This is a genomic window from Labrys sp. E2SS-1L (genome assembly GCF_057073705.1).
In genome coordinates this window covers 1,004,201-1,023,466 of the sequence record NZ_CP172713.1, presented here as the reverse complement: position 1 = coordinate 1,023,466, position 19,266 = coordinate 1,004,201, and the positions used below count along the sequence as shown (strand labels likewise).

The window sequence follows — 19,266 nt, the reverse complement described above, 5'->3', positions numbered from 1 at the left end:
AATCGCAATGACGCAGACCCAAGGTCTCCGTCAAATCAGGACTGCAGCGCTATGCTGTCAGGCCGCCTTGCTGTTCGATGAAGGCGACGACATCGGTGAGCCCGATGCGCCGGCGCATATCGGTGAAGATGAAAGGTCGCTTGCCGCGCTGCTTCTCGGTATCGGCACGCATGATGTCGAGGTCGGCGCCGACATGGGGAGCCAGATCCATCTTGTTGATGATCAGGAGATCGGAGCGGGTGATGCCGGGACCACCCTTGCGCGGAATCTTCTCGCCCGCCGCGACGTCGATGACGTAGAGCGTAATATCGGCGAGGTCCGGCGAGAAGGTCGCCGCTAGATTGTCGCCGCCGGATTCGATGAAGACCACGTCGAGGTCGGGAAAACGCCGGCGCATTTCGGCGATCGCCGCCAGGTTGATCGAGGCATCCTCGCGAATGGCGGTATGGGGGCAGCCGCCGGTCTCGACACCAATGATGCGGTCCTGGGGAAGTGCCTGCACCCGGTTGAGGATGAGCTCGTCTTCCTTGGTGAAGATGTCGTTGGTGACCACGGCGACCGAATAGCTTTCGCGCATCGCCTTGCACAGCATTTCGGTCAGGGTGGTCTTGCCGGCGCCGACCGGGCCGCCGATGCCTACGCGCAAAGGACCGTTGCTGGAATGGGGGCCGTTACTGGCGTTCATGAGCGGAAGATCCTCGAATATTGAGTTTCGTGTTGCATCGAGACGATGTCGGACATCAGGGTGCAGGCGCCGAGGTCATCGAGCGTCGCGAGGCAGGCGCGCCTTGCCGTGGCCAGCATGATCGGTTCGAGCGCGGCGAGCGCCTGGACGCCGTCGCGCTGGCCGAGCGGGACCAGCCGGATGGCTGCCTGGACCAGATTGGCGGTGAAGGCGTGCAGGAAGCCGGCCAGCGCCTGTTCGAGCCCGATGCCGTGCTGCGCGGCGGCCTGGCCGACGGCGACGGCATAAGGCGCAGGCTTGATCGCCTCGCCGGTCCAGTGGGAGACGGCCTGCCCGAAGGCCTCGCCCTGCAGCATGGTTTCGCGGTGGCGTTCGCGCGTGCCGGCCATGGCCTCGGCAAGCTCCGCGACGGTGGCGCAGCTCTCTCCCCGAGAGGCAAGGCGCCAGGCCCCGCCCAGCAAAACGGCATCGTTCCAGCCGGAACCCGACCGGACGATCTCGCCGAGCCAGTCGACCAGCGTGGCTCGATCCTCGATCAGGCCATCGTGAACGGCCCGTTCCAGGCCGTGGCTATAGGCGAAGGCGCCGACCGGAAAGGCCGGCGATAGCCAGCTGAGCAACCGCACCAGACGCGCCGTATCGTCAGTCATGGCCATGCCCATGATCGTGATGGTGGCCGTGGGCATGGCCATGATAGGCGCCGTGCACGGGCTGGAAGCCGGAGACCACCTCCTGGATTTCGGCCCCGAGACCCTGCAGCATCGTCCGGATTACGGGATCCCGTTCGATCAGGATGATTTCGGTGCCGATTTCGGCGGCGAGATGGCGATTGCCGAGGTGCCAGGCCAAATGGGCGAGCGGGCATTGCCGGCCGGGTCGGACCGCGTAGAGTTCCTCGGGCGCTGCGAGGATGGTGAGGGTGCGGCCGTCTTTGAGCACGAGGGCATCGCCATCGGCGAGCAGCACGGCCTCGGGCAGATCGATCATGACGATATCGCCCTGATCGGTGATGAGGCGCTTGCGGCGTAGATGACGGCCCCTGTGATCGAGCGTGATCGTGCCGACGGGAAGTCGGCTGTCATGATGGCAATGGGAGGTGGCGTGCAGCATGGTCAGTATCCGTTCAGAAATATGCGCTCCGTCATCCCCGGCCGAGTTTCTCACGAGCGCAGCGAGAGAGGGCGAGGGGAAGGGGACCCAGAGGTCATGAATCGCACCTTCTGGCCCTGGATCCCCTTCCCTCGGCCTATGGCCTCGCCGGGGATGACAACCTCTTCAATTCGACGATTCGTGCTGTCGCCTCAAAACAGGAAATAGCGTTGGGCCATCGGCAGTTCGGTTGCCGGTGGGCAGGTCAGGAGTTCGCCGTCGGCGCGGACTTCATAGGTTTCGGGATCGACCTCCATCTGTGGCAAGGCATCGTTCAGCACCATGGAGCGTTTGGAAAGGCCGCCTCGCGTGTTCTCGACCGCCACCATCGGTTTGGCGACGCCGAGCCGCTCCTTCAGGCCGCTGGCGAGGGCCGCTTTGCTGACGAATGTCAGGGAAGAGGCTGCCGGAGCACCGCCGAAACCGCCGAACATCGGGCGGTAATGCATCGGCTGCGGCGTCGGAATCGAAGCGTTGGGGTCGCCCATCGGAGCGGCGGCGATCGTGCCGCCCACCAGCACCATCTCCGGCTTGACTGCAAAGAAGGCCGGGTTCCACAGGACGAGATCGGCGCGCTTGCCGATTTCGATCGAGCCGACATGGGCCGACAGGCCCTGCGCGATGGCGGGGTTGATGGTGTATTTGGCGATATAGCGGCGCACCCTGAGATTGTCGTTGTCGCCGCTCTCGCCGGGCAGGCGCCCGCGCTGCAGCTTCATCTTGTGGGCGGTCTGCCAGGTGCGGATCAGGACCTCGCCGACGCGGCCCATGGCTTGGCTGTCGGACGAGATGATCGAGAAGGCGCCGATATCGTGGAGGATGTCCTCAGCCGCGATGGTTTCCTTGCGGATGCGGCTTTCGGCGAAGGCGATGTCCTCGGCGATCGCCGGTGATAGATGATGACAGACCATCAGCATGTCGAGATGCTCGGCGATGGTGTTCTTCGTATAGGGCCGGGTCGGGTTGGTCGAGGACGGCAGCACGTTGGACAGGCCGCAGACCTTGATGATGTCGGGCGCATGGCCGCCGCCGGCGCCTTCGGTGTGAAAGGCATGGATGGTGCGCCCCTTGAAGGCGGCGACGGTGTCCTCGACGAAGCCGCTCTCGTTGAGCGTGTCGGTATGGATCATCACCTGGACGTCGTAGTCGTCGGCCACGCTGAGGCAATTGTCGATGGCTGCCGGCGTCGTCCCCCAGTCCTCGTGCAGCTTGAGCGAGCAGGCGCCGCCTTCGATCATCTCGACCAGCGCTTCCGGCCGGGAGGTGTTGCCCTTGCCCGACAGCCCCAGGTTGATCGGGAAGGCGTCGAAGGAACGGATCATGCGGGCCAGGTGCCAGGGCCCGGGTGTGCAGGTGGTGGCGAGCGTGCCGTGGGCGGGGCCCGTGCCGCCGCCCAGCATGGTGGTGACGCCCGACATCAGGGCTTCCTCGATCTGCTGCGGACAGATGAAATGGATATGGGCGTCGACGCCGCCGGCGGTGAGGATCTTGCCCTCGCCGGCAATGATTTCCGTGCCGGGACCGATGACGATGGTGACGCCCGGCTGGATGTCGGGATTGCCGGCCTTGCCGATCGCTACGATCAGGCCATCCTTCAGGCCGACATCGGCCTTGACGATGCCCCAGTGATCGATGATCAGCGCATTGGTGATGACGGTGTCGACTGCGCCGGCGGCACGGCTCGCCTGGCTCTGGCCCATGCCGTCGCGGATCACCTTGCCGCCGCCGAACTTCACCTCCTCGCCGGGAATGGTGAAGTCCTTTTCGACCTCGATGAACAGCTCGGTATCGGCAAGCCTGACGCGATCGCCGACGGTCGGTCCATACATTTGGGCGTAGGCGGCGCGGGAAAGAGTAGCGGGCATCACAGTGCTCCCATGATCTTGCTCTGAAAGCCGAAGATGACGCGCTTGCCGCCGATCGGGATCAGCCGCACCTGCCGCTGCTGCCCCGGCTCGAAGCGGACGGCCGTGCCGGCGGGAATGTCGAGCCGCATGCCACGCGCCGCCTCCCGGTCGAACAGGAGCGCCGCGTTGACCTCGAAGAAATGATAATGGGAACCGACCTGGATCGGCCGATCGCCGGAATTGGCGACGACGAGAACGCTCGCCTCCGCTCCGGCGTTCAGCACGATGTCTCCAGCCATCGGCAGGACTTCGCCCGGGATCATGGTTTAGCCTCCCACGATCAGGGCCAACCCGGCGAGGGCGGTCAGCCCCCCGGCGAAGCGCGTGACCAGCCGACCGGCCTTGTCACCCGCGAGGCGGGCGATCCCCGGGCCGAGCAGGACACCGGCCGCGTGCAGCAGGGCCGTCGCCAGGGCAAAGCCGACCAGGAAGGGTGTGGCGCTGGCATTGCCCAGTTCGCTGCCATGGGCGAAACCATGGAACAGGGCGAAGAACCCGACGACGACCATGCCGATCGGCGTCGGCACCTTGAATGCCATCAGGGCGAGCAAGCCGAGCACCACGACGGAGGCTGCGATCGCCGGCTCGATGAAGGGCAGGGGCATGCCGGTGAGGGAGGCGCCGAAGCCTGCCGTCATGACGATGACGAAGGTCGCGGGAACCGCCCACAGCGCGCGTCCGCCGAGCTGGGCGGCCCACAGGCCGACGGCGACCATCGCCAATATATGGTCCGCGCCCGAAAGAGGGTGCAGGAAGCCCGTGGAGAAGGAGGCATGCTCGGCCGGGTTGATATGAGCCATGGCCGGCGTGGCGGTGAGCATGGCGGCGAGTGCGAACAGATATTTCTTCATTCTGGCCTCTGAAAAATTGCCCTTGTCATGCTCGGGCTTGACCCGGGCATCCAGGGATTTGGGTCTTCATTGCCCGAAAAGGGGGGCTGGATTGCCGGGTCAAGCCCGGCAATGACAAAGATTGAGTTCGTTCGGTTCACCTATTCTCCGGTTCTCCGGCGGTCTATCGGATGGGTTCGTGCACGGTGACCAGCTTGGTTCCGTCCGGAAAGGTCGCTTCCACCTGCACGTCGTGGATCATCTCGGCGATACCGGGCATCACCTGCTCGCGCGTCAGCACATGCGCGCCGGCCTCCATGAGATCGGCGACCGAGCGCCCGTCTCGCGCACCTTCGACCACGAAATCGCTGATGAGGGCGATCGCCTCTGGGTGGTTGAGCTTGACGCCGCGTTCGAGGCGCCGGCGCGCCACCAGGGCCGCCATGGCTATCAGGAGCTTGTCTTTTTCGCGGGGCGTGAGGTTCATGCGGGTTCCGGTGGTTAGAGCTGCCATACTTTCGGCAGGGGACGGTCGGCGAGCAGAAAGGACAGGAGAGGCTCGAGGCGATGCCTGAGCGACAGGCTGTCTTCGGCGAGGAGGCGCACCACCAGCTTGCCGTCCCAGGCGCTGGCGCCGCCATGGCTGCCGATGATGTCGCGCACCGCCTCGATCCGTTCCTCCGGCTCCGGGCAAACGGCAAGCATTGTCGCCATAGCTCGGTGTCCGCCCAACGTCGCGGGGGCAGCAAGGCGTTTGGCGATATCGCCGTCTATGCGGAAATCATCGGCGAAGATCAGTTTTCCGTTGCTGCGTACCCGCCAACGATCCATCAAGGCGCCGCTGCGCAACACTTCGCCCATGGCCGCGCGGCCGAACAGCACGGCTTCGACGGCAAGCAGTTGGGCGCCCTCGGCCAGGTCGACCTCGAGACGCCGGACGAGGCGGCCACCGTCGAACAGGATGGTCTCCTGCGGCAGCCAGGCGAGGCGAGAGCTGGCCTCGGCGGTCAGCCGGTTGACGACAACAGCGTCCTCGCCCGTCGAGCGGTAGATGCGTTCGCAGGCCTGGGTGGTGATGGTGGCCGAACTTGCCGCCCCCGCCACGACCTCGAAGGCGAGCCTGTCGCCACCAGTCAGACCGCCCGCCGTGTTGATGAGGATAGCCTCCGGCTGAGCTCCAGGCAGTGGTTGCGGCAACCGTATCTTGGCGCATCCTTCCTGATACAGGGTCGCTAGTCTGGAGGCCCCGTCACGCTGGCGAAAGGCCAGGCGGGCGACGCCCTCGGCCCGTTCGAGGCGGAGCGGGGCCTTCCTGACGTCAAAGCAGGAGATGTCGGCGTACATCGGGCTTGTCCAGGTCGGCGGCCTCGCCGGAAAAGACGATCTCGCCGCGATCCATGATGACGACACGATCGGCCAGTTCGCGCGCGAAGTCGAGATATTGCTCGACCAGGAGGATGGTCATGCCCATCTGATCACGCAGGAACGCGATGGCCCGGCCGATATCCTTGATCACGGAAGGCTGGATGCCCTCCGTCGGCTCGTCGAGCAGCAGGAGCTTGGGTCGGGTCACCAGCGCCCGGCCGATGGCAAGCTGTTGCTGCTGGCCGCCCGAAAGGTCGCCGCCCCGGCGCTGCAGCATCTGGGCGAGCACGGGGAACAGCTCGAATATATGGCTCGGAAGGCTGCGCTCGGCGCGCTTGAGCGGCGCAAACCCGGTCTGCAGGTTTTCCTTTACCGTCAGCAGGGGAAAGATCTCCCGGCCCTGGGGCACGAGGGCGATGCCGAGCCTGGCCCTGTCATGGGCAGGGCTGCGGCCGAGTGGCTTGCCCTCGAAGCTGACGGAGCCGGCGCTCGGCCGGTGCTGTCCGGCGATGGTGCGCATCAGGCTGGTCTTGCCGACTCCATTGCGGCCGAGGATGCAGGTGACCTTGCCGGCTTCGGCCTGCAGGGAAACGCCGCGCAATGCCTGGGCGGCGCCGTAATGCAGGGTGAGATCACTGACGGACAACATCATCTGCTCTATCGCCCCAGATAGACTTCGACGACCCGCGGATCCGCCGAGACATGGTCGAACCGCCCCTCCGACAGCACGCTGCCCTCATGCAGGCAGGTCACCTTCACCCCGAGCTCACGCACGAAATGCATGTCGTGCTCGACGACGACGACCGAATGCGAACGGGCGATCTGCCTGAGGAGATCACCGGTCTGCGCCGTTTCGGCATCGGTCATGCCGGCCACCGGCTCGTCGACGAGCAGGAGCTTCGGGTTCTGGGCCAGCAGCATGCCGATCTCCAGCCATTGCTTCTGGCCGTGCGACAGCCCGGCTGCCTTGTCGTCCCGCCGCTGTTCGAGACGGACGGTGGCGAGAATCTCGTCGATGCGCTCGCTTTCGGAGCGCGAGCGCTGGTCGAACAAGGCGGCGAAGATGCCGCGCCGGCCCTTGAGGGAGAGGGCGATATTGTCCTCGACCGTATGCGTTTCGAATACGGTCGGCTTCTGGAACTTGCGGCCGATGCCGAGATTGGCGATGTCGGTTTCATCGAGCTTGGTCAAATCATGTTCGCCATCGAAGAAGACCTCGCCGGTATCGGGCCGGGTCTTGCCGGTGATGATGTCCATCATCGTGGTCTTGCCGGCCCCGTTCGGGCCGATGATGGCGCGCATCTCGCCGGGCTCCAGGATGAGCGAGAGATTGTTGATGGCTTTGAAGCCGTCGAAGCTGACGCTGACGCCGTCGAGATAGAGAATGCTGTGCGTTTGCTGGGTCATGAGGTCGCTTCCTCCGCGGCGTCGCTTTGGGCGGGCACGAGCGCCTTGCTCGCAGAGGCCTTGCGAGGGGATTTGGACCGGCGCCAATGCTCGAAGGCGCCGACCAGGCCCCGTGGCAGCAGGAGCGGCATGACGACGAAGAGGGCACCGAGTGCGAACAGCCATAGATCGGGCAAGGCGGCCGTGAACCAGCTCTTGGCCCAGTTGACGCCGACGGCGCCGATCACCGGCCCGATCAGGGTGCCGCGGCCGCCGATGGCGGTCCAGATCACCACCTCGATGGAGTTGGCCGGCGAGAACTCGCCGGGATTGATGATGCCCACCTGCGGAACATAGAGCGCACCCGCGATGCCGGCCATCACCGCCGAGAAGGTGAAGGCGAACAGCTTGATGTTTTCCGGCCGCCAGCCGAGAAAGCGGGAGCGATATTCGGCATCGCGTACGGCAATCATGAGCTTGCCGAGCTTGGAGGCGGTGATCATGGCGGTAAGCGTGACGAACAGCGCCAGCATCAGGGCGCTGGCGGCGAACAGGGCCGCGCGCGTGCCCGGCGCCTGCAGGGAAAAGCCGAGCAGATCCTTGAAATCGGTCAGGCCGTTATTGCCGCCGAACCCCATGTCGTTGCGGAAGAAGGCGAGCATGAGCGCATAGGTCATCGCCTGGGTGATGATCGAGAGGTAGACGCCGTTGACGCGGCTGCGAAAGGCGAACCAGCCGAAGGTGAAGGCGAGCAGGCCCGGTACGGCCATCACCATCAGCGCGGCGAACCAGAACCTGTCGAAGCCGTACCAGAACCAGGGCAGTTCCTGCCAGTTCAGGAATACCATGAAGTCGGGCAGCACGGGATTGCCATAGACGCCGCGATCGCCGATCCCACGCATCAGATACATGCCCATGGCATAGCCGCCCAGTGCGAAGAAGGCGCCATGGCCGAGCGAGAGAAGCCCGCAATAGCCCCAGACGAGATCGAGCGAGAGGGCGAGCAGGGCATAGGTGAGATATTTGCCGAGCAACGCCACGAGATAGGCGGGCATATGCAAGGCGCTGTCTGCCGGTACCGCCAGGTGAAGCACCGGCACCAGCACGGCCGCCGCCACGAGAAGCGCGACGAGGATGGACAAGCGGCGGTCGAGGCCGTTCTTGAGCAGGGTTGCGAGGATCATGCTTCCACCGCCCGCCCCCGGGGCGCGAACAGGCCGCGCGGGCGCTTCTGGATGAAGAGGATGATGAAAACGAGCACGATGATCTTTCCGAGGACCGCGCCGGCATAGGGTTCGAGGAACTTGTTGGCGATGCCGAGCGTCAGCGCGCCCAAAAGCGTGCCCCACAGATTGCCGACGCCGCCGAACACCACGACCATGAAGGAATCGATGATGTAACCCTGGCCCAGATTGGGCGAGACATTGCCGATCTGGCTGAGGGCGACACCGGCGATGCCGGCGATGCCGGAGCCGAGGCCGAAGGTCAGCGCGTCGACCCTGGGCGTGCGGATACCCATCGAGGACGCCATGCGCCGGTTCTGGGTCACGGCGCGCATCTGCAAGCCCCAGCGGGTGCGATTGAGGATGAGGCGCAGGGCGATGAACACCGCAATCGAGAAGGCGAAGATCCACAGCCGGTTGGCGGTGATGGTCAGTTCGCCGACGCTGATGCTGCCGGACATCCAGCCGGGATTGGCGACCTCGCGGTTGGTCGGTCCGAAGATCACGCGGATGCCCTGCTGCAGGATCAGCGAGACGCCCCAGGTCGCCAGCAGGGTTTCCAGCGGGCGGTCGTAGAGAAAGCGGATGATGCCGCGCTCGATCACAACGCCAACGGCGCCCGCGACCAGGAAGGCCAAGGGCAGGGCGATCAGCAGCGACCAGTCGATCAGGCCAGGTGCATAGGCGCGTACGGCCTCCTGCACGACGAAGGTGGTGTAGGCGCCGATCATCACCATCTCGCCATGCGCCATGTTGATGACGCCGAGCACGCCGAAGGTGATGGCAAGGCCGATGGCGGCGAGCAGCAACACCGAGGCCAGCGAGATGCCGTACCAGACGTTCTGCGCCAGATCCCACAGCTTCAGGCGCGCATCGATGGTGCCGATGCCCGCGGCGGCTTCATCTTTCAACGCTCCGTCGGCGCCGGCCTCGAAGCGGCCGAGCAGCGCGGCGGCCTCGCGGGTGCCGAGAGAAGCAATGAGCCCGACGGCCGCGCTCTTGTCGGCCTGGGGCCTGTCGGAGAACAAGGTCGCGGCAGCCCGCGCCGTCTCCAGCCGGGCCTTGACGGCGGTATCAGCCTCCCTGGCGATGGCGCTGTCGAGCGCCGGGAGAGCACCGGGGTCGGGGGTCTGGGTCAGCGCGTCGGCAGCCGCGAGGCGTGCCGCCTTGTCGGGGGAGGAGAGCGTGAGCGAGCCGCTCGCCTCCCTTATCGCCCGCCTGATGGCATTGTTGACCTTGATCCTGACAAGTTCCCCCTTGCCCGCCGTCCCCACGCCGGCGCCAGTGAGCGGATCGGTGATCGCGAGCGGATCGCCGCTGCCCGAAGCGATCAGGACCGCCTTGTCGGATTGGCGCCAGTAGAGATTGCCGTCTGCCAGCGCCGCGAGGGGGCGGGCCGCCAGTGCATCGCCGCTTCCGGCCAGTTCACGCACCACCGCCTCGACCTGCTGGAAATTTCCAGCAGTGGCCAACTTGGCAAGGCCGGCCCTGATGCCGGCCTCATCGGCGTGACCAAGTCCGGGCATGAGGAGGCAGGCCCACAAGGCCAGGACGAGGAGACGAGACCCGTGCATGGCGGAGCGCAACCGGAGACGGGAAGGTTCACAGGACAGCATATTGGAGCCTTAAACCAAGCTTCGAAAATGCTGAGGCATTCTCGGCTTGAACAGCTGATGATTTTCGATGCCAAATCAGAGATTTGACGAAAATCACCAGAAAGGACCAAGGGGCATTGATAGTGCTTCTTGGCGTTAGTTCGTGCCCTGGCCGCCGCATTTGCCGGTTGCGACGTTGAAATTGCCGCAGGACAGCGGCTTGCGCCAATCGGCGATCAGATCCTTGGAGTCCGGCAGGTAGTCGGACCATTCATCGCCCACCACCAGTCCCGAACTCTGCCAGACGGTCTGCATCTGGCCGTCGGCCTGGATTTCGCCGATCAGGACCGGCTTGGTGATGTGATGATTGGGCATCATGGTCGAATAGCTGCCCGAAAGGTTGGGCACGGATACGCCGACGATGGCGTCGATCACCGCGTCGGGATCGGTGGTGCCGGCTTTCTCCACCGCCTTCACCCACATGTTGAAGCCGATGTAATGGGCTTCCATCGGGTCGTTGGTGACGCGCTTGTCGTTCTTGGTGAAGGCGCGCCAAGTCTTGATGAACTGGGCATTGGCTGGGGTATCGACCGACTGGAAATAGTTCCACGCCGTGAGGTGGCCGACCAGCGGCCCGGTATCGAGGCCAGCCAGTTCCTCCTCGCCCACCGAAAAGGCGACGACGGGAATGTCCTCGGCCTTGATGCCCTGGTTGGCGAGTTCCTTGTAGAAGGGCACGTTGGCATCGCCGTTGATGGTGGAGATGACGGCGGTCTTCTTGCCGGCGGAGCCGAATTTCTTGATGTCGGAGACGATGGTCTGCCAGTCGGACTGGCCGAACGGCGTGTAGTTGACCATGATGTCGTCCTTGGCCACGCCCTTGGACTGCAGATAGGCCTGCAGGATCTTGTTGGTGGTCTGGGGGTAGACATAGTCGGTCCCCGCCAGCACCCAGCGCTTCACGCCTTCCTGGCTCATCAGATAGTCGACGGCGGGGATGGCCTGCTGGTTCGGTGCTGCGCCGGTGTAGAAGACGTTTCGCTCGCTCTCCTGGCCCTCATATTGCACCGGGTAGAACAGGAGGCCGTCGAGTTCCTTGAAGACCGGCAGCACGGATTTGCGGCTGACCGAGGTCCAGCAGCCGAACACCGCCGCCACCTTGTCCTTGCCGAGGAGGTCGCGGGCCTTCTCGGCGAAAAGCGGCCAGTTCGAGGCGGGATCGACCACCACGGCCTCGAGCTTGCGCCCGAGCACGCCGCCTTTCTTGTTCTGCTCGTCGATCAGCATCAGCATGGCGTCCTTGAGCGTCGTCTCGGAAATCGCCATGGTGCCGGACAGCGAATGCAGGATGCCGATCTTGATGGTGTTTTCTTCGGCGCTGGCTGCGCCGCAGGTGATCAACATCGCGATGATGCTGCCCGACAGGCAATGACCGAGTCTTCCGAGCTTCGACATGACGCCTTCCCCTTGCTTCTTGTTGGATCCCGCAGGGCTCCTGCAAGCGGCGTGCCAATCGGGGCGGGGCAGTCCTCGAAAGCGCAGAGCCTGCTGGCAGGCGGCCGGGACAAGGTGCTGAAGTGTTTCGATGGGAGGGCAATAATTTAAGCATGCCTAATAATTAGGCGAACTGCTGCCTTTCGGTGCCACCCGGTGGCGCCGAAATGGGTTCGTGGCTCCTGCCGCTGTCACTATTTCACGGGCGTATAGGTCACGATTTCGCTCGCTGCATTCTCGACTGCCGGCTTGGAATAGAGCAGGGGCACATATTGTCCGTTGGCCCATAGCGGTGCGAGATCGCGGTAATGCGGGCTGAAGGGATTGCCCGATTGCCCCGGTGTATTGATGGCGCGGCTGGCGTCCCAATTGCCGACATCCAGTACCATGCGGAAGGAGGCGCCGGAGGTCAGGCGAAAGTCCGAGCTGCGATAGCTGGCGGCGTGGGGCACGTTGCTGGCGCCGCCGAGCTCGAGCGGGCCGACGCGCATCTGCGCTTGGGTCGAGAGATCGGCCAGAGGCATCAGCGCGTGATCGAATTGGGCATGGTGCAGCCTGCCCCAGCGCCATTGGCCGGCATCCTCGCCGAGAAGCTTGGAAACCTCCGCGACCGCCGTGCCGATGCTCTGCAGCAGCAGTTTGTCGCGCGCCTTGGCCGGATCGGGACCGAGGGAGGCGTCCGGCTTTTCCAGAAGCTCGAACATCGCGCCGACACTTGGCCTGGGAATGAGGGCACGAGCGCCTTGCGGCACGCTGGCATTTACCAGGGCCGGGCCGATATGCCTGCTGATCCATACCTCGAACAGAGCGGCGGCGGCGCTGTCGCGATCGTCGCTCGCATTCCAATCGCGCAGGAGCTGCAGTCCTTTGGCGATTTGGGGGTCATCCGACTGCAGCGGCTTGAGGAGCGCGATCAGGCGGCGGCCCAGCATGCTGGTGTCGTCATTCTGCAGATCCATCGCGTCGGCGAGGCTGAATTTCTTCTTGTCCTGCAGCACTTCGACGATGCGGTCCCAGCGGGCGGGATTGGCCCAGGAATCGAAACCGATGCGGCGCTGCTCGATGGGATAGCCGGGCGGCAGGTTCATCTGGTTGGCGGTGGCGAAATAGCCGGTCTTCGGGTTGAAGACACTCGGCAATTCGTCCAGGCGCAAGAAGCCCTGCCATTCATAGCGCCCGTCGCCCGGTACCGGCAGCAGCCCGTCATAGCTCAGGCGGCGCGGCGCCATTCCGCCCGGCTGCCAGCCGATATTACCCTTGGTGTCGGCATAGATCTGGTTTTCCGAAGGGGCGCCCCAACGCTTCATGGCGGCTTGGAATTGCGGCCAGTTTTTCGCCGTCATGTAGTCGGATGAGCCGAAATAGGCCGAGGTTCCCGGCTCGAACCAGACGGAGCGAATGGTGAAGGCGAGGTTTCGCTTGGCATCGCTGGCAAGCACCGGTCCGTGCCGGGTGAAGCGCATCTCGATATCCTGCGGGGCGCCGCCCTTGACCTCGACCTTTTCGTGCACGATCCGGACAGGTTCCCAATTCCCGTCGAACTTGACCTGATCGGGATTGCTCGGATTGAGCGCCTCGACATAGAGGTCTTCCTGATCCATGCCGAAGATCGTCAAGCCGAAGGCGATGCGGCCATTATGGCCGATCGAGATGCCGGGAAGTGCCGGTTCGCCGGCGCCGATCACGTTCATGCCCGGTGCAACGAGATGAACGATATAGCGAAGGGACGGCACGCTGTGGTCGCGATGCGGATCATTGGCGAGGATCGGCCGCCTGGTTGCCGTGCGCTTGCCGGAGACGACCCAATTGTTGGAGCCGATCGTATCGACCTTGTCCTGTGCCTGCGCCAACAGGGCGTCGGGGTCATAGGCCTGTGCGGCCTTTTTGGCCGGTCCAAACTTCACCGGATCGGTCGCAAGTGTGTAGTCTTTCAGCACGTCCCGTGGAATGGAACAGGGGTCGAGGCCGTCGGGCAGCTTCGTCGTCCATTCGGGCTCGAGCTGGGCCTGGAGCTTGTCGGCCTCGAGCCCGGCTGCGCAGGCAATTTGCGCGCGCTGCACTTCGAGTTCGACATTGCGCGTCAGGCCATGGCTGCGGATGCGCACGATATCGTCGACATGCCACAGGTCAGGACGCGATCCGGCGATCCTGAACTCCTCGGGCAGGGGCTGCGTGCCGTCCCGGGTTTCCTGGACATAGGCATTGACGCCGGCGATGAAGGCGTTCGCATAGTCCTTCGCGTTGGGGCCATAGGACTGCCATTCCCTGTCCATGTCACCGCGATAGAGGAACAGGCGTGCCGCACGGTCCTGTTCGACATAGGCCGGACCGAAATCCCGGGCTAGAAGGCCAAGGCCGCGCTTGCGCCACAGGTCGATCTGCCACAGGCGGTCGCGCGCAGCATTGTAGCCCTGCATGAAGAACGCATCGCGCCGGCTGGCAGTATAGAGATGCGCGATGCCCCAATGATCGACGATCATCGTGGCAGGTTGCTGCAAGCCTTGGATATTGTGGCTCTGTTGCCGTACGCCTGATGAGATTTCCGCAAGAGCAGCTGAACCCCAGGCGACCAAAGAAACGGAACTCAGAAAGATTGCCAGGCTGCGAACCATATCAATGACCTTATTTTTCTATGCGGTACACTTTTAGAAAATTATGATTATTTTTAATGAGACGCAGATAGTGGCGCCATTTCTAACGTCAGACAAGAAACTTATCTTCGCCGCCCAGGAACGTCTACCGTCATGCCGTTGCGTTCTGGCTGGCGCCAGACGGGCGGTGGGAGCGCGAGGTCGGCCCTCGCCATCCTGCGTCGATGGCGTTCGAGAGCGCAGCTGAGACCGGATATATTGCGCAGAAATGCGCATTGGATATTTTTAAAAAATAAGCAATATTAATTACTTGTTTTATGATCTTAAATTTATGATCGAGCATCGGCGCTGTGGCAGTGAGGTGCCTCATGCCACCATTCGCGCTGGCTTATCGGCTATGCAGGTCGCCGCTCTTGACCGTGTTGCTCTCTTTGGAACTATCGGCGAGCAGGAGGAAGCGGGCCGATAGCGGCAGGCTGGCGCCGCCGAGCGCGCGGGCATGGATGCCCACCGTTCCCTCGCGCACATGGGGCGTTCTCAGCCCTTCCACGTCGATCCTGCCGAGTGCCTCGCGTACGGCGCCGACCAGGCGCGCCCGGACATCGGTCGGCATCCAGCCGTCGATGACGGCTGCTTCGAAATCGATCACGGCGCAGGAAGAGACGATGGCATAAGCCAGGGCATCGGCCGCCTGGTTGATCCAGATCTCGACGTCCTCACCCAGGTCGCCCCACGCCTCGGGCGAGGTCCAAAGATGCGCGGCATCGATGCCGCGTGCCTTCAGGGCCTTCTCCAGCATGGCGATGGAGGCGACGTCGATGAGCTGTGTCGGCCTGCCGTCGGGGCCGGGGACCGGCATGGAGCCGAGCGCGCCGGCATTGCCGGTCTGCCCGCCGAACAGGCGGCCATTCAGCACGATGCCGCCGCCGGCAAAGGCACCGATATAGAAATAGACGAAGTCGCGCACGCCCGAGAACTGGCCGAAAACGAGTTCCGCGCCACAGGCGGCAGTGGCATCGTTCTCCAGATAGACCGGAAAATCGCAATTCGACTGGAGGTCGGCCTGGATGCTGCGATGGCGCCATTCGTCGAGGACATCGGGTGGGGCGCCCGCCGCATCGGCCCAGTTCCACAATTCGAAGGGCATGGCGATGCCGAGCCCCGCAATACGTCGGTTCGCTGCCGGGCTGAGCGTGGCCCTGACGGATGCGATGCCGTCGAGCGCGAAGCGGATCGTTTCGCCCGGGGCAGGGTAGCGGTAGGATTTGTGCAGCATGGCACGCACATTGCCCAGGAAATCGATCAGCACCAGATCGGCGCTGCGCCGCCCGATCTTCAGGCCGAGGAAATAGGCACCTTCCGGATTGAGTGCCATCGGGATCGAGGGCTGGCCGATGCGCCCGCGCACCGGCTCCTGGCGCGTCAGCAAACCCGCTTCCTCCAGCTCGCGCATGATCACCGAAACGGTCTGCAGCGACAGGCTGGTCATGCGGGCGATGTCGGATTTGGCCAGGGCGCCATGCTCCCGGACGAGCGAGAGGACGATACGCTCATTGTGGTCGCGCATGCCGCTCTGATTGGTGCCGCGATGAAATCGGCTCTCGGCCAGTTCGGACGAACCGGCCTTCTGGGTGCCAGCCTCCATCCCGTTTCCTCCCCGTCGGCAGAATGTCTCGATTGGCTGTGAACAGGCAATGGCAAGAAAATTCTGCAAGTGTCTGAAATTTTACAGCTTTCACTCGCTTGAGCTTGTGACTCGAACGGGGGAGGCTGCATTGGGCAACATTGTTTCTTTCGCCCACAATGAGTGCTTCGTGCAAGGGCGTCAATAAATAACTAAATAAGACTTATTTATTTATTGACAGGGTAGGCGGGGATGGTGTTTTTTCATGTCCAGGCGCCGACACGGCAATGAGGGGCGCCCCGAAAGCGAGGCCCGGCTAGCCGGCCACGCGTTCCAAAAGGGAGGAATATGATGAAGAAACCGGTCCTGAAGTCGGCGCTGCTGTGCGCCAGCGTCCTGTCTCTCGGTATTTTTGCAACCCCGGGTTTTGCGGCCGATGTCGGCGCCTGCCTGATCACCAAGACCGACACCAATCCCTTCTTCGTCAAGATGAAGGAAGGTGCCAGCGCCAAGGCCAAGGAGCTCGGCGTCAACCTCAAGGCCTATGCGGGCAAGATCGACGGCGACAATGAGAGCCAGGTCTCGGCCATCGAATCCTGCATCGCCGACGGGGCCAAGGGCATTCTGCTGGTACCTTCGGACTCCAAGGCCATCGTCGACTCCGTCAAGAAGGCCCGCGCTGCCGGCATCCTCGTCATCGCGCTCGATACGCCGCTGGAGCCGATCGACGCGGCCGACGCCACCTTCGCCACCGACAATTTCAAGGCCGGCGAACTGATCGGCCAGTGGGCCAAGGCCACGCTCGGCGACAAGGCCAAGGAGGCCAAGATCGCCTATCTCGATCTCAATCCGAGCCAGCCGACCGTCGACGTCCTGCGTGACCAGGGCTTCATGAGCGGGTTCGGCGTCTCCAAGATCGAAAATCCGACCAAGATCCAGGATTGGGGCGATGCCCGCAACGTCTGCCACGACGTGACCAACGGCAATGAGGAGGGCGGCCGGGCTGCCATGGAGAACTGCCTCCAGAAGGACCCGACGATCAACGTCGTCTACACCATCAACGAGCCGGCTGCCGCGGGGGCCTATGAAGCGCTCAAGGCCGTCGGCCGCGAGAAGGATGTGCTGCTCGTCTCGGTCGACGGCGGCTGCCCGGGCGTGAAGAACGTCGCGGAGGGCGTCATCGGCGCGACCTCGCAGCAATATCCGCTCAAGATGGCCGCCATGGGCATCGAGGCCATCAAGAAGTTCGCCGATGGCGGCGAGAAGCCCAAGCCCACCGAAGGCAAGGCGTTCTTCGACACCGGCGCCACCCTCGTCACCGACAAGCCGGCTTCCGGCGTCGAGTCCATCGACACCAAGAAAGGCAAGGATCTGTGCTGGGGCTGACCTGAGGCCAGCCCGGCCAGCGTTCAATCTTGTTCTTAGGGAGGAGCGGCCGCCGCGCCGCTCCTTTTACGAGGGGCGACCGCCCCACGGGAGGAGACCAAAGATATGACCGATCCTTCGGCAAATGTCGGCCGTCCACAGGACTTCGAGAAAGTCCTCTCGGGCAGCGACACCAGCGTAGCCAGCTTCGACGTCCACAACAAATCCGCCCTGGAAAAGGCGCAGCACTTCCTGCACGGAAACCCGGCCATGGTGCCGCTGATCGTGCTGGTGCTGTCCACCGCCGTCTTCGGCATCCTCCTGGGCAGCAAGTTCTTTTCGGCCTTTTCGCTGACGCTGATCCTGCAGCAGGTGGCCATCACCGGCATCGTCGGCGCAGCCCAGACCCTGGTCATCCTGACGGCCGGCATTGACCTGTCTGTCGGTGCGATCATGGTGCTGTCATCGGTGGTGATGGGGCAGTTCACCTTCCGCTACGGCCTGCCGGCGCCGCTCTCAATTCTCAGCGGCTTCGCCTGCGGTGCGCTGTGCGGCTACATCAACGGGCTGCTCGTCTCCCGCATGAAGCTGCCGCCCTTCATCGTCACGCTGGGCAGCTGGCAGATCATCCTGGCCGCCAACTTCCTCTATTCGGCCAATGAGACGATCCGCAGCCAGGACATCGCGGCTCAGGCCCCGTTGCTGCAGCTCTTCGGCGCGAGCTTCCGCTTCGGCGGTGCGGTCCTGACCGCCGGCGTGATCGCCATGGTGCTGCTGGTCGCGGTGCTGTGGTACGTGCTCAACCACACCGCCTGGGGCCGGCATGTCTATGCCGTGGGCGATGATCCCGATGCGGCCGAGCTTTCCGGTGTCGGCACCAACAAGATGCTGCTCCAGGTCTACACCCTGTCCGGCATCATCTGCGCCCTGGCGGGCTGGGTGCTGATCGGCCGTCTCGGCTCGGTTTCCCCGACCTCCGGCCAGTTTGCCAATATCGAGTCGATCACCGCAGTGGTCATCGGTGGCATCTCGCTGTTCGGTGGCCGGGGCTCGATCCTGGGCATGATCTTCGGCGCCCTGATCGTCGGCGTGTTCCAGCTCGGCCTCCGGCTGGTGGGCACCGACCCGCAATGGACCTACCTGCTCATCGGCGTGCTGATCATCGGCGCCGTGACCGTCGACCAGTGGATCAGAAAGGTTGCAGGCTAATGGCACAGGAACCCATTCTCTCAGGGCGTGGTCTGATCAAGCGCTATGGCCGGGTCACCGCTCTCAACAATTGCGACTTCGACCTCTATCCCGGCGAGATCCTCGCCGTGATCGGCGACAACGGCGCCGGCAAATCCTCGCTGATCAAGGCCTTGTCGGGCGCGGTTACGCCCGATGAAGGGGAAATCAGGCTCGACGGCAAGGTCGTCAACTTCAAGTCGCCCATCGATGCCCGCGAAGCGGGGATCGAGTGCGTGTACCAGAACCTTGCCCTGTCGCCGGCCCTGTCCATCGCCGATAACATGTTCCTGGGGCGGGAGATCCGCAAGCCGGGCATCCTCGGCCAATGGTTCAAGATGCTCGACAGGCCGGCCATGGAAAAGCGGGCCCGCGAGAAGCTGACCGAGCTCGGCCTGATGACCATCCAGAACATCGGCCAGGCGGTCGAGACCCTGTCCGGCGGCCAGCGCCAGGGCGTCGCGGTGGCGCGTGCAGCTGCCTTCGGATCGAAGGTGGTCTTCATGGACGAGCCGACTGCCGCTCTCGGCGTTAAGGAAAGCCGCCGCGTGCTGGAGCTTATCCTCGACGTCAAGCGGCGTGGGCTGCCGATCGTGCTGATCTCGCACAACATGCCGCATGTGTTCGAGGTGGCCGACCGTATCCACATCCACCGGCTCGGCCGGCGGCTCTGCGTCATCAATCCACGCGAATACACGATGTCCGACGCGGTCGCCTTCATGACCGGCGCCAAGGCCCCGCCCGAGGAGTTGGTTGCGGCCTGACAGAGACGAGGGCCGGGGGGCTTTGTCCCTCCGGCTGGCGTGTTTCTTGCTTCGCCTCATT

The 19,266-nt window shown here is 63.9% G+C and carries 18 protein-coding genes; 3 read left to right on the top strand and 15 right to left on the bottom strand.

Features of this window, described 5'->3' with window-relative positions; all coding sequences use genetic code 11:
- Window positions 1-49: 49 nt before the first annotated feature.
- The 15 genes from ureG to ACIGJE_RS30210 all read right to left on the bottom strand — a co-directional run bounded on the left by ureG (window position 50) and on the right by ACIGJE_RS30210 (window position 15,870).
- Window positions 50-685: an urease accessory protein UreG gene (gene ureG, locus ACIGJE_RS30280; protein WP_483680444.1), complete on the bottom strand. Its 636-nt coding sequence runs from the start codon at window positions 683-685 to the stop codon at window positions 50-52.
- On the bottom strand, window positions 682-1,371 hold the full coding sequence (locus ACIGJE_RS30275) for an urease accessory protein UreF (protein WP_483681208.1): 690 nt from the start codon (window positions 1,369-1,371) through the stop codon (window positions 682-684). Before ACIGJE_RS30275 ends, ureG begins: the two co-directional genes overlap by 4 nt.
- Window positions 1,328-1,795 carry an urease accessory protein UreE gene (locus tag ACIGJE_RS30270; RefSeq protein WP_311936454.1) on the bottom strand — a complete coding sequence of 156 codons (468 nt, stop codon included), beginning with the start codon at window positions 1,793-1,795 and terminating at the stop codon, window positions 1,328-1,330. Before ACIGJE_RS30270 ends, ACIGJE_RS30275 begins: the two co-directional genes overlap by 44 nt.
- Window positions 1,796-1,986: 191 nt before the next feature.
- Window positions 1,987-3,699, bottom strand: coding sequence for an urease subunit alpha (gene ureC / locus ACIGJE_RS30265; protein WP_483680442.1), 1,713 nt, complete (start codon window positions 3,697-3,699; stop codon window positions 1,987-1,989).
- The gene (locus tag ACIGJE_RS30260) at window positions 3,699-4,004 is read right to left on the bottom strand and encodes an urease subunit beta (protein WP_068281454.1); all 306 of its coding nucleotides are present in this window, start codon (window positions 4,002-4,004) and stop codon (window positions 3,699-3,701) included. Before ACIGJE_RS30260 ends, ureC begins: the two co-directional genes overlap by 1 nt.
- 3 nt (window positions 4,005-4,007) lie before the next feature.
- Window positions 4,008-4,592, bottom strand: coding sequence for a HupE/UreJ family protein (locus ACIGJE_RS30255; protein WP_394311282.1), 585 nt, complete (start codon window positions 4,590-4,592; stop codon window positions 4,008-4,010).
- A 163-nt stretch (window positions 4,593-4,755) separates the two neighbouring features.
- Window positions 4,756-5,058, bottom strand: coding sequence for an urease subunit gamma (locus ACIGJE_RS30250; protein WP_311936445.1), 303 nt, complete (start codon window positions 5,056-5,058; stop codon window positions 4,756-4,758).
- A 14-nt stretch (window positions 5,059-5,072) separates the two neighbouring features.
- A complete protein-coding gene (locus tag ACIGJE_RS30245) occupies window positions 5,073-5,915 on the bottom strand; it encodes an urease accessory protein UreD (protein WP_483680440.1) in 843 nt (280 codons plus the stop codon).
- Complete coding sequence (gene urtE / locus ACIGJE_RS30240; RefSeq protein ID WP_367626098.1) at window positions 5,890-6,585, bottom strand: urea ABC transporter ATP-binding subunit UrtE; 696 nt, start codon at window positions 6,583-6,585, stop codon at window positions 5,890-5,892. Before urtE ends, ACIGJE_RS30245 begins: the two co-directional genes overlap by 26 nt.
- Before the next feature lie 8 nt (window positions 6,586-6,593).
- Complete coding sequence (urtD, locus tag ACIGJE_RS30235; RefSeq protein WP_367626079.1) at window positions 6,594-7,343, bottom strand: urea ABC transporter ATP-binding protein UrtD; 750 nt, start codon at window positions 7,341-7,343, stop codon at window positions 6,594-6,596.
- On the bottom strand, window positions 7,340-8,506 hold the full coding sequence (urtC, locus tag ACIGJE_RS30230; protein WP_415085197.1) for an urea ABC transporter permease subunit UrtC: 1,167 nt from the start codon (window positions 8,504-8,506) through the stop codon (window positions 7,340-7,342). Before urtC ends, urtD begins: the two co-directional genes overlap by 4 nt.
- The gene (urtB, locus tag ACIGJE_RS30225) at window positions 8,503-10,071 is read right to left on the bottom strand and encodes an urea ABC transporter permease subunit UrtB (protein WP_311936434.1); all 1,569 of its coding nucleotides are present in this window, start codon (window positions 10,069-10,071) and stop codon (window positions 8,503-8,505) included. Before urtB ends, urtC begins: the two co-directional genes overlap by 4 nt.
- A gap of 225 nt (window positions 10,072-10,296) precedes the next feature.
- Window positions 10,297-11,544, bottom strand: coding sequence for an urea ABC transporter substrate-binding protein (gene urtA, locus ACIGJE_RS30220; protein ID WP_311937478.1), 1,248 nt, complete (start codon window positions 11,542-11,544; stop codon window positions 10,297-10,299).
- Window positions 11,545-11,828: 284 nt separating this feature from the next.
- The gene (locus ACIGJE_RS30215; protein WP_415085195.1) at window positions 11,829-14,114 is read right to left on the bottom strand and encodes a penicillin acylase family protein; all 2,286 of its coding nucleotides are present in this window, start codon (window positions 14,112-14,114) and stop codon (window positions 11,829-11,831) included.
- 499 nt (window positions 14,115-14,613) lie between these two features.
- Window positions 14,614-15,870, bottom strand: a complete 1,257-nt coding sequence (locus ACIGJE_RS30210) for an ROK family transcriptional regulator (protein ID WP_311936429.1) — start codon at window positions 15,868-15,870, stop codon at window positions 14,614-14,616.
- A 330-nt stretch (window positions 15,871-16,200) separates the two neighbouring features.
- On the opposite strand from ACIGJE_RS30210, the gene ACIGJE_RS30205 reads away from it, so the two are divergent.
- From ACIGJE_RS30205 to ACIGJE_RS30195, 3 genes are all read left to right on the top strand, one after another.
- Window positions 16,201-17,235, top strand: coding sequence for a sugar ABC transporter substrate-binding protein (locus ACIGJE_RS30205; RefSeq protein WP_311936426.1), 1,035 nt, complete (start codon window positions 16,201-16,203; stop codon window positions 17,233-17,235).
- A 105-nt stretch (window positions 17,236-17,340) separates the two neighbouring features.
- Entirely contained in the window at window positions 17,341-18,423 is a 1,083-nt protein-coding gene (locus ACIGJE_RS30200; protein WP_311936424.1) for an ABC transporter permease, read from the top strand.
- Window positions 18,423-19,205 (top strand): ATP-binding cassette domain-containing protein, encoded by a 783-nt coding sequence (locus ACIGJE_RS30195; protein ID WP_311936420.1) that lies wholly within the window; start codon window positions 18,423-18,425, stop codon window positions 19,203-19,205. The genes ACIGJE_RS30200 and ACIGJE_RS30195 overlap by 1 nt, the downstream gene beginning before the upstream one ends.
- The last annotated feature ends 61 nt before the right edge of the window (window positions 19,206-19,266 follow it).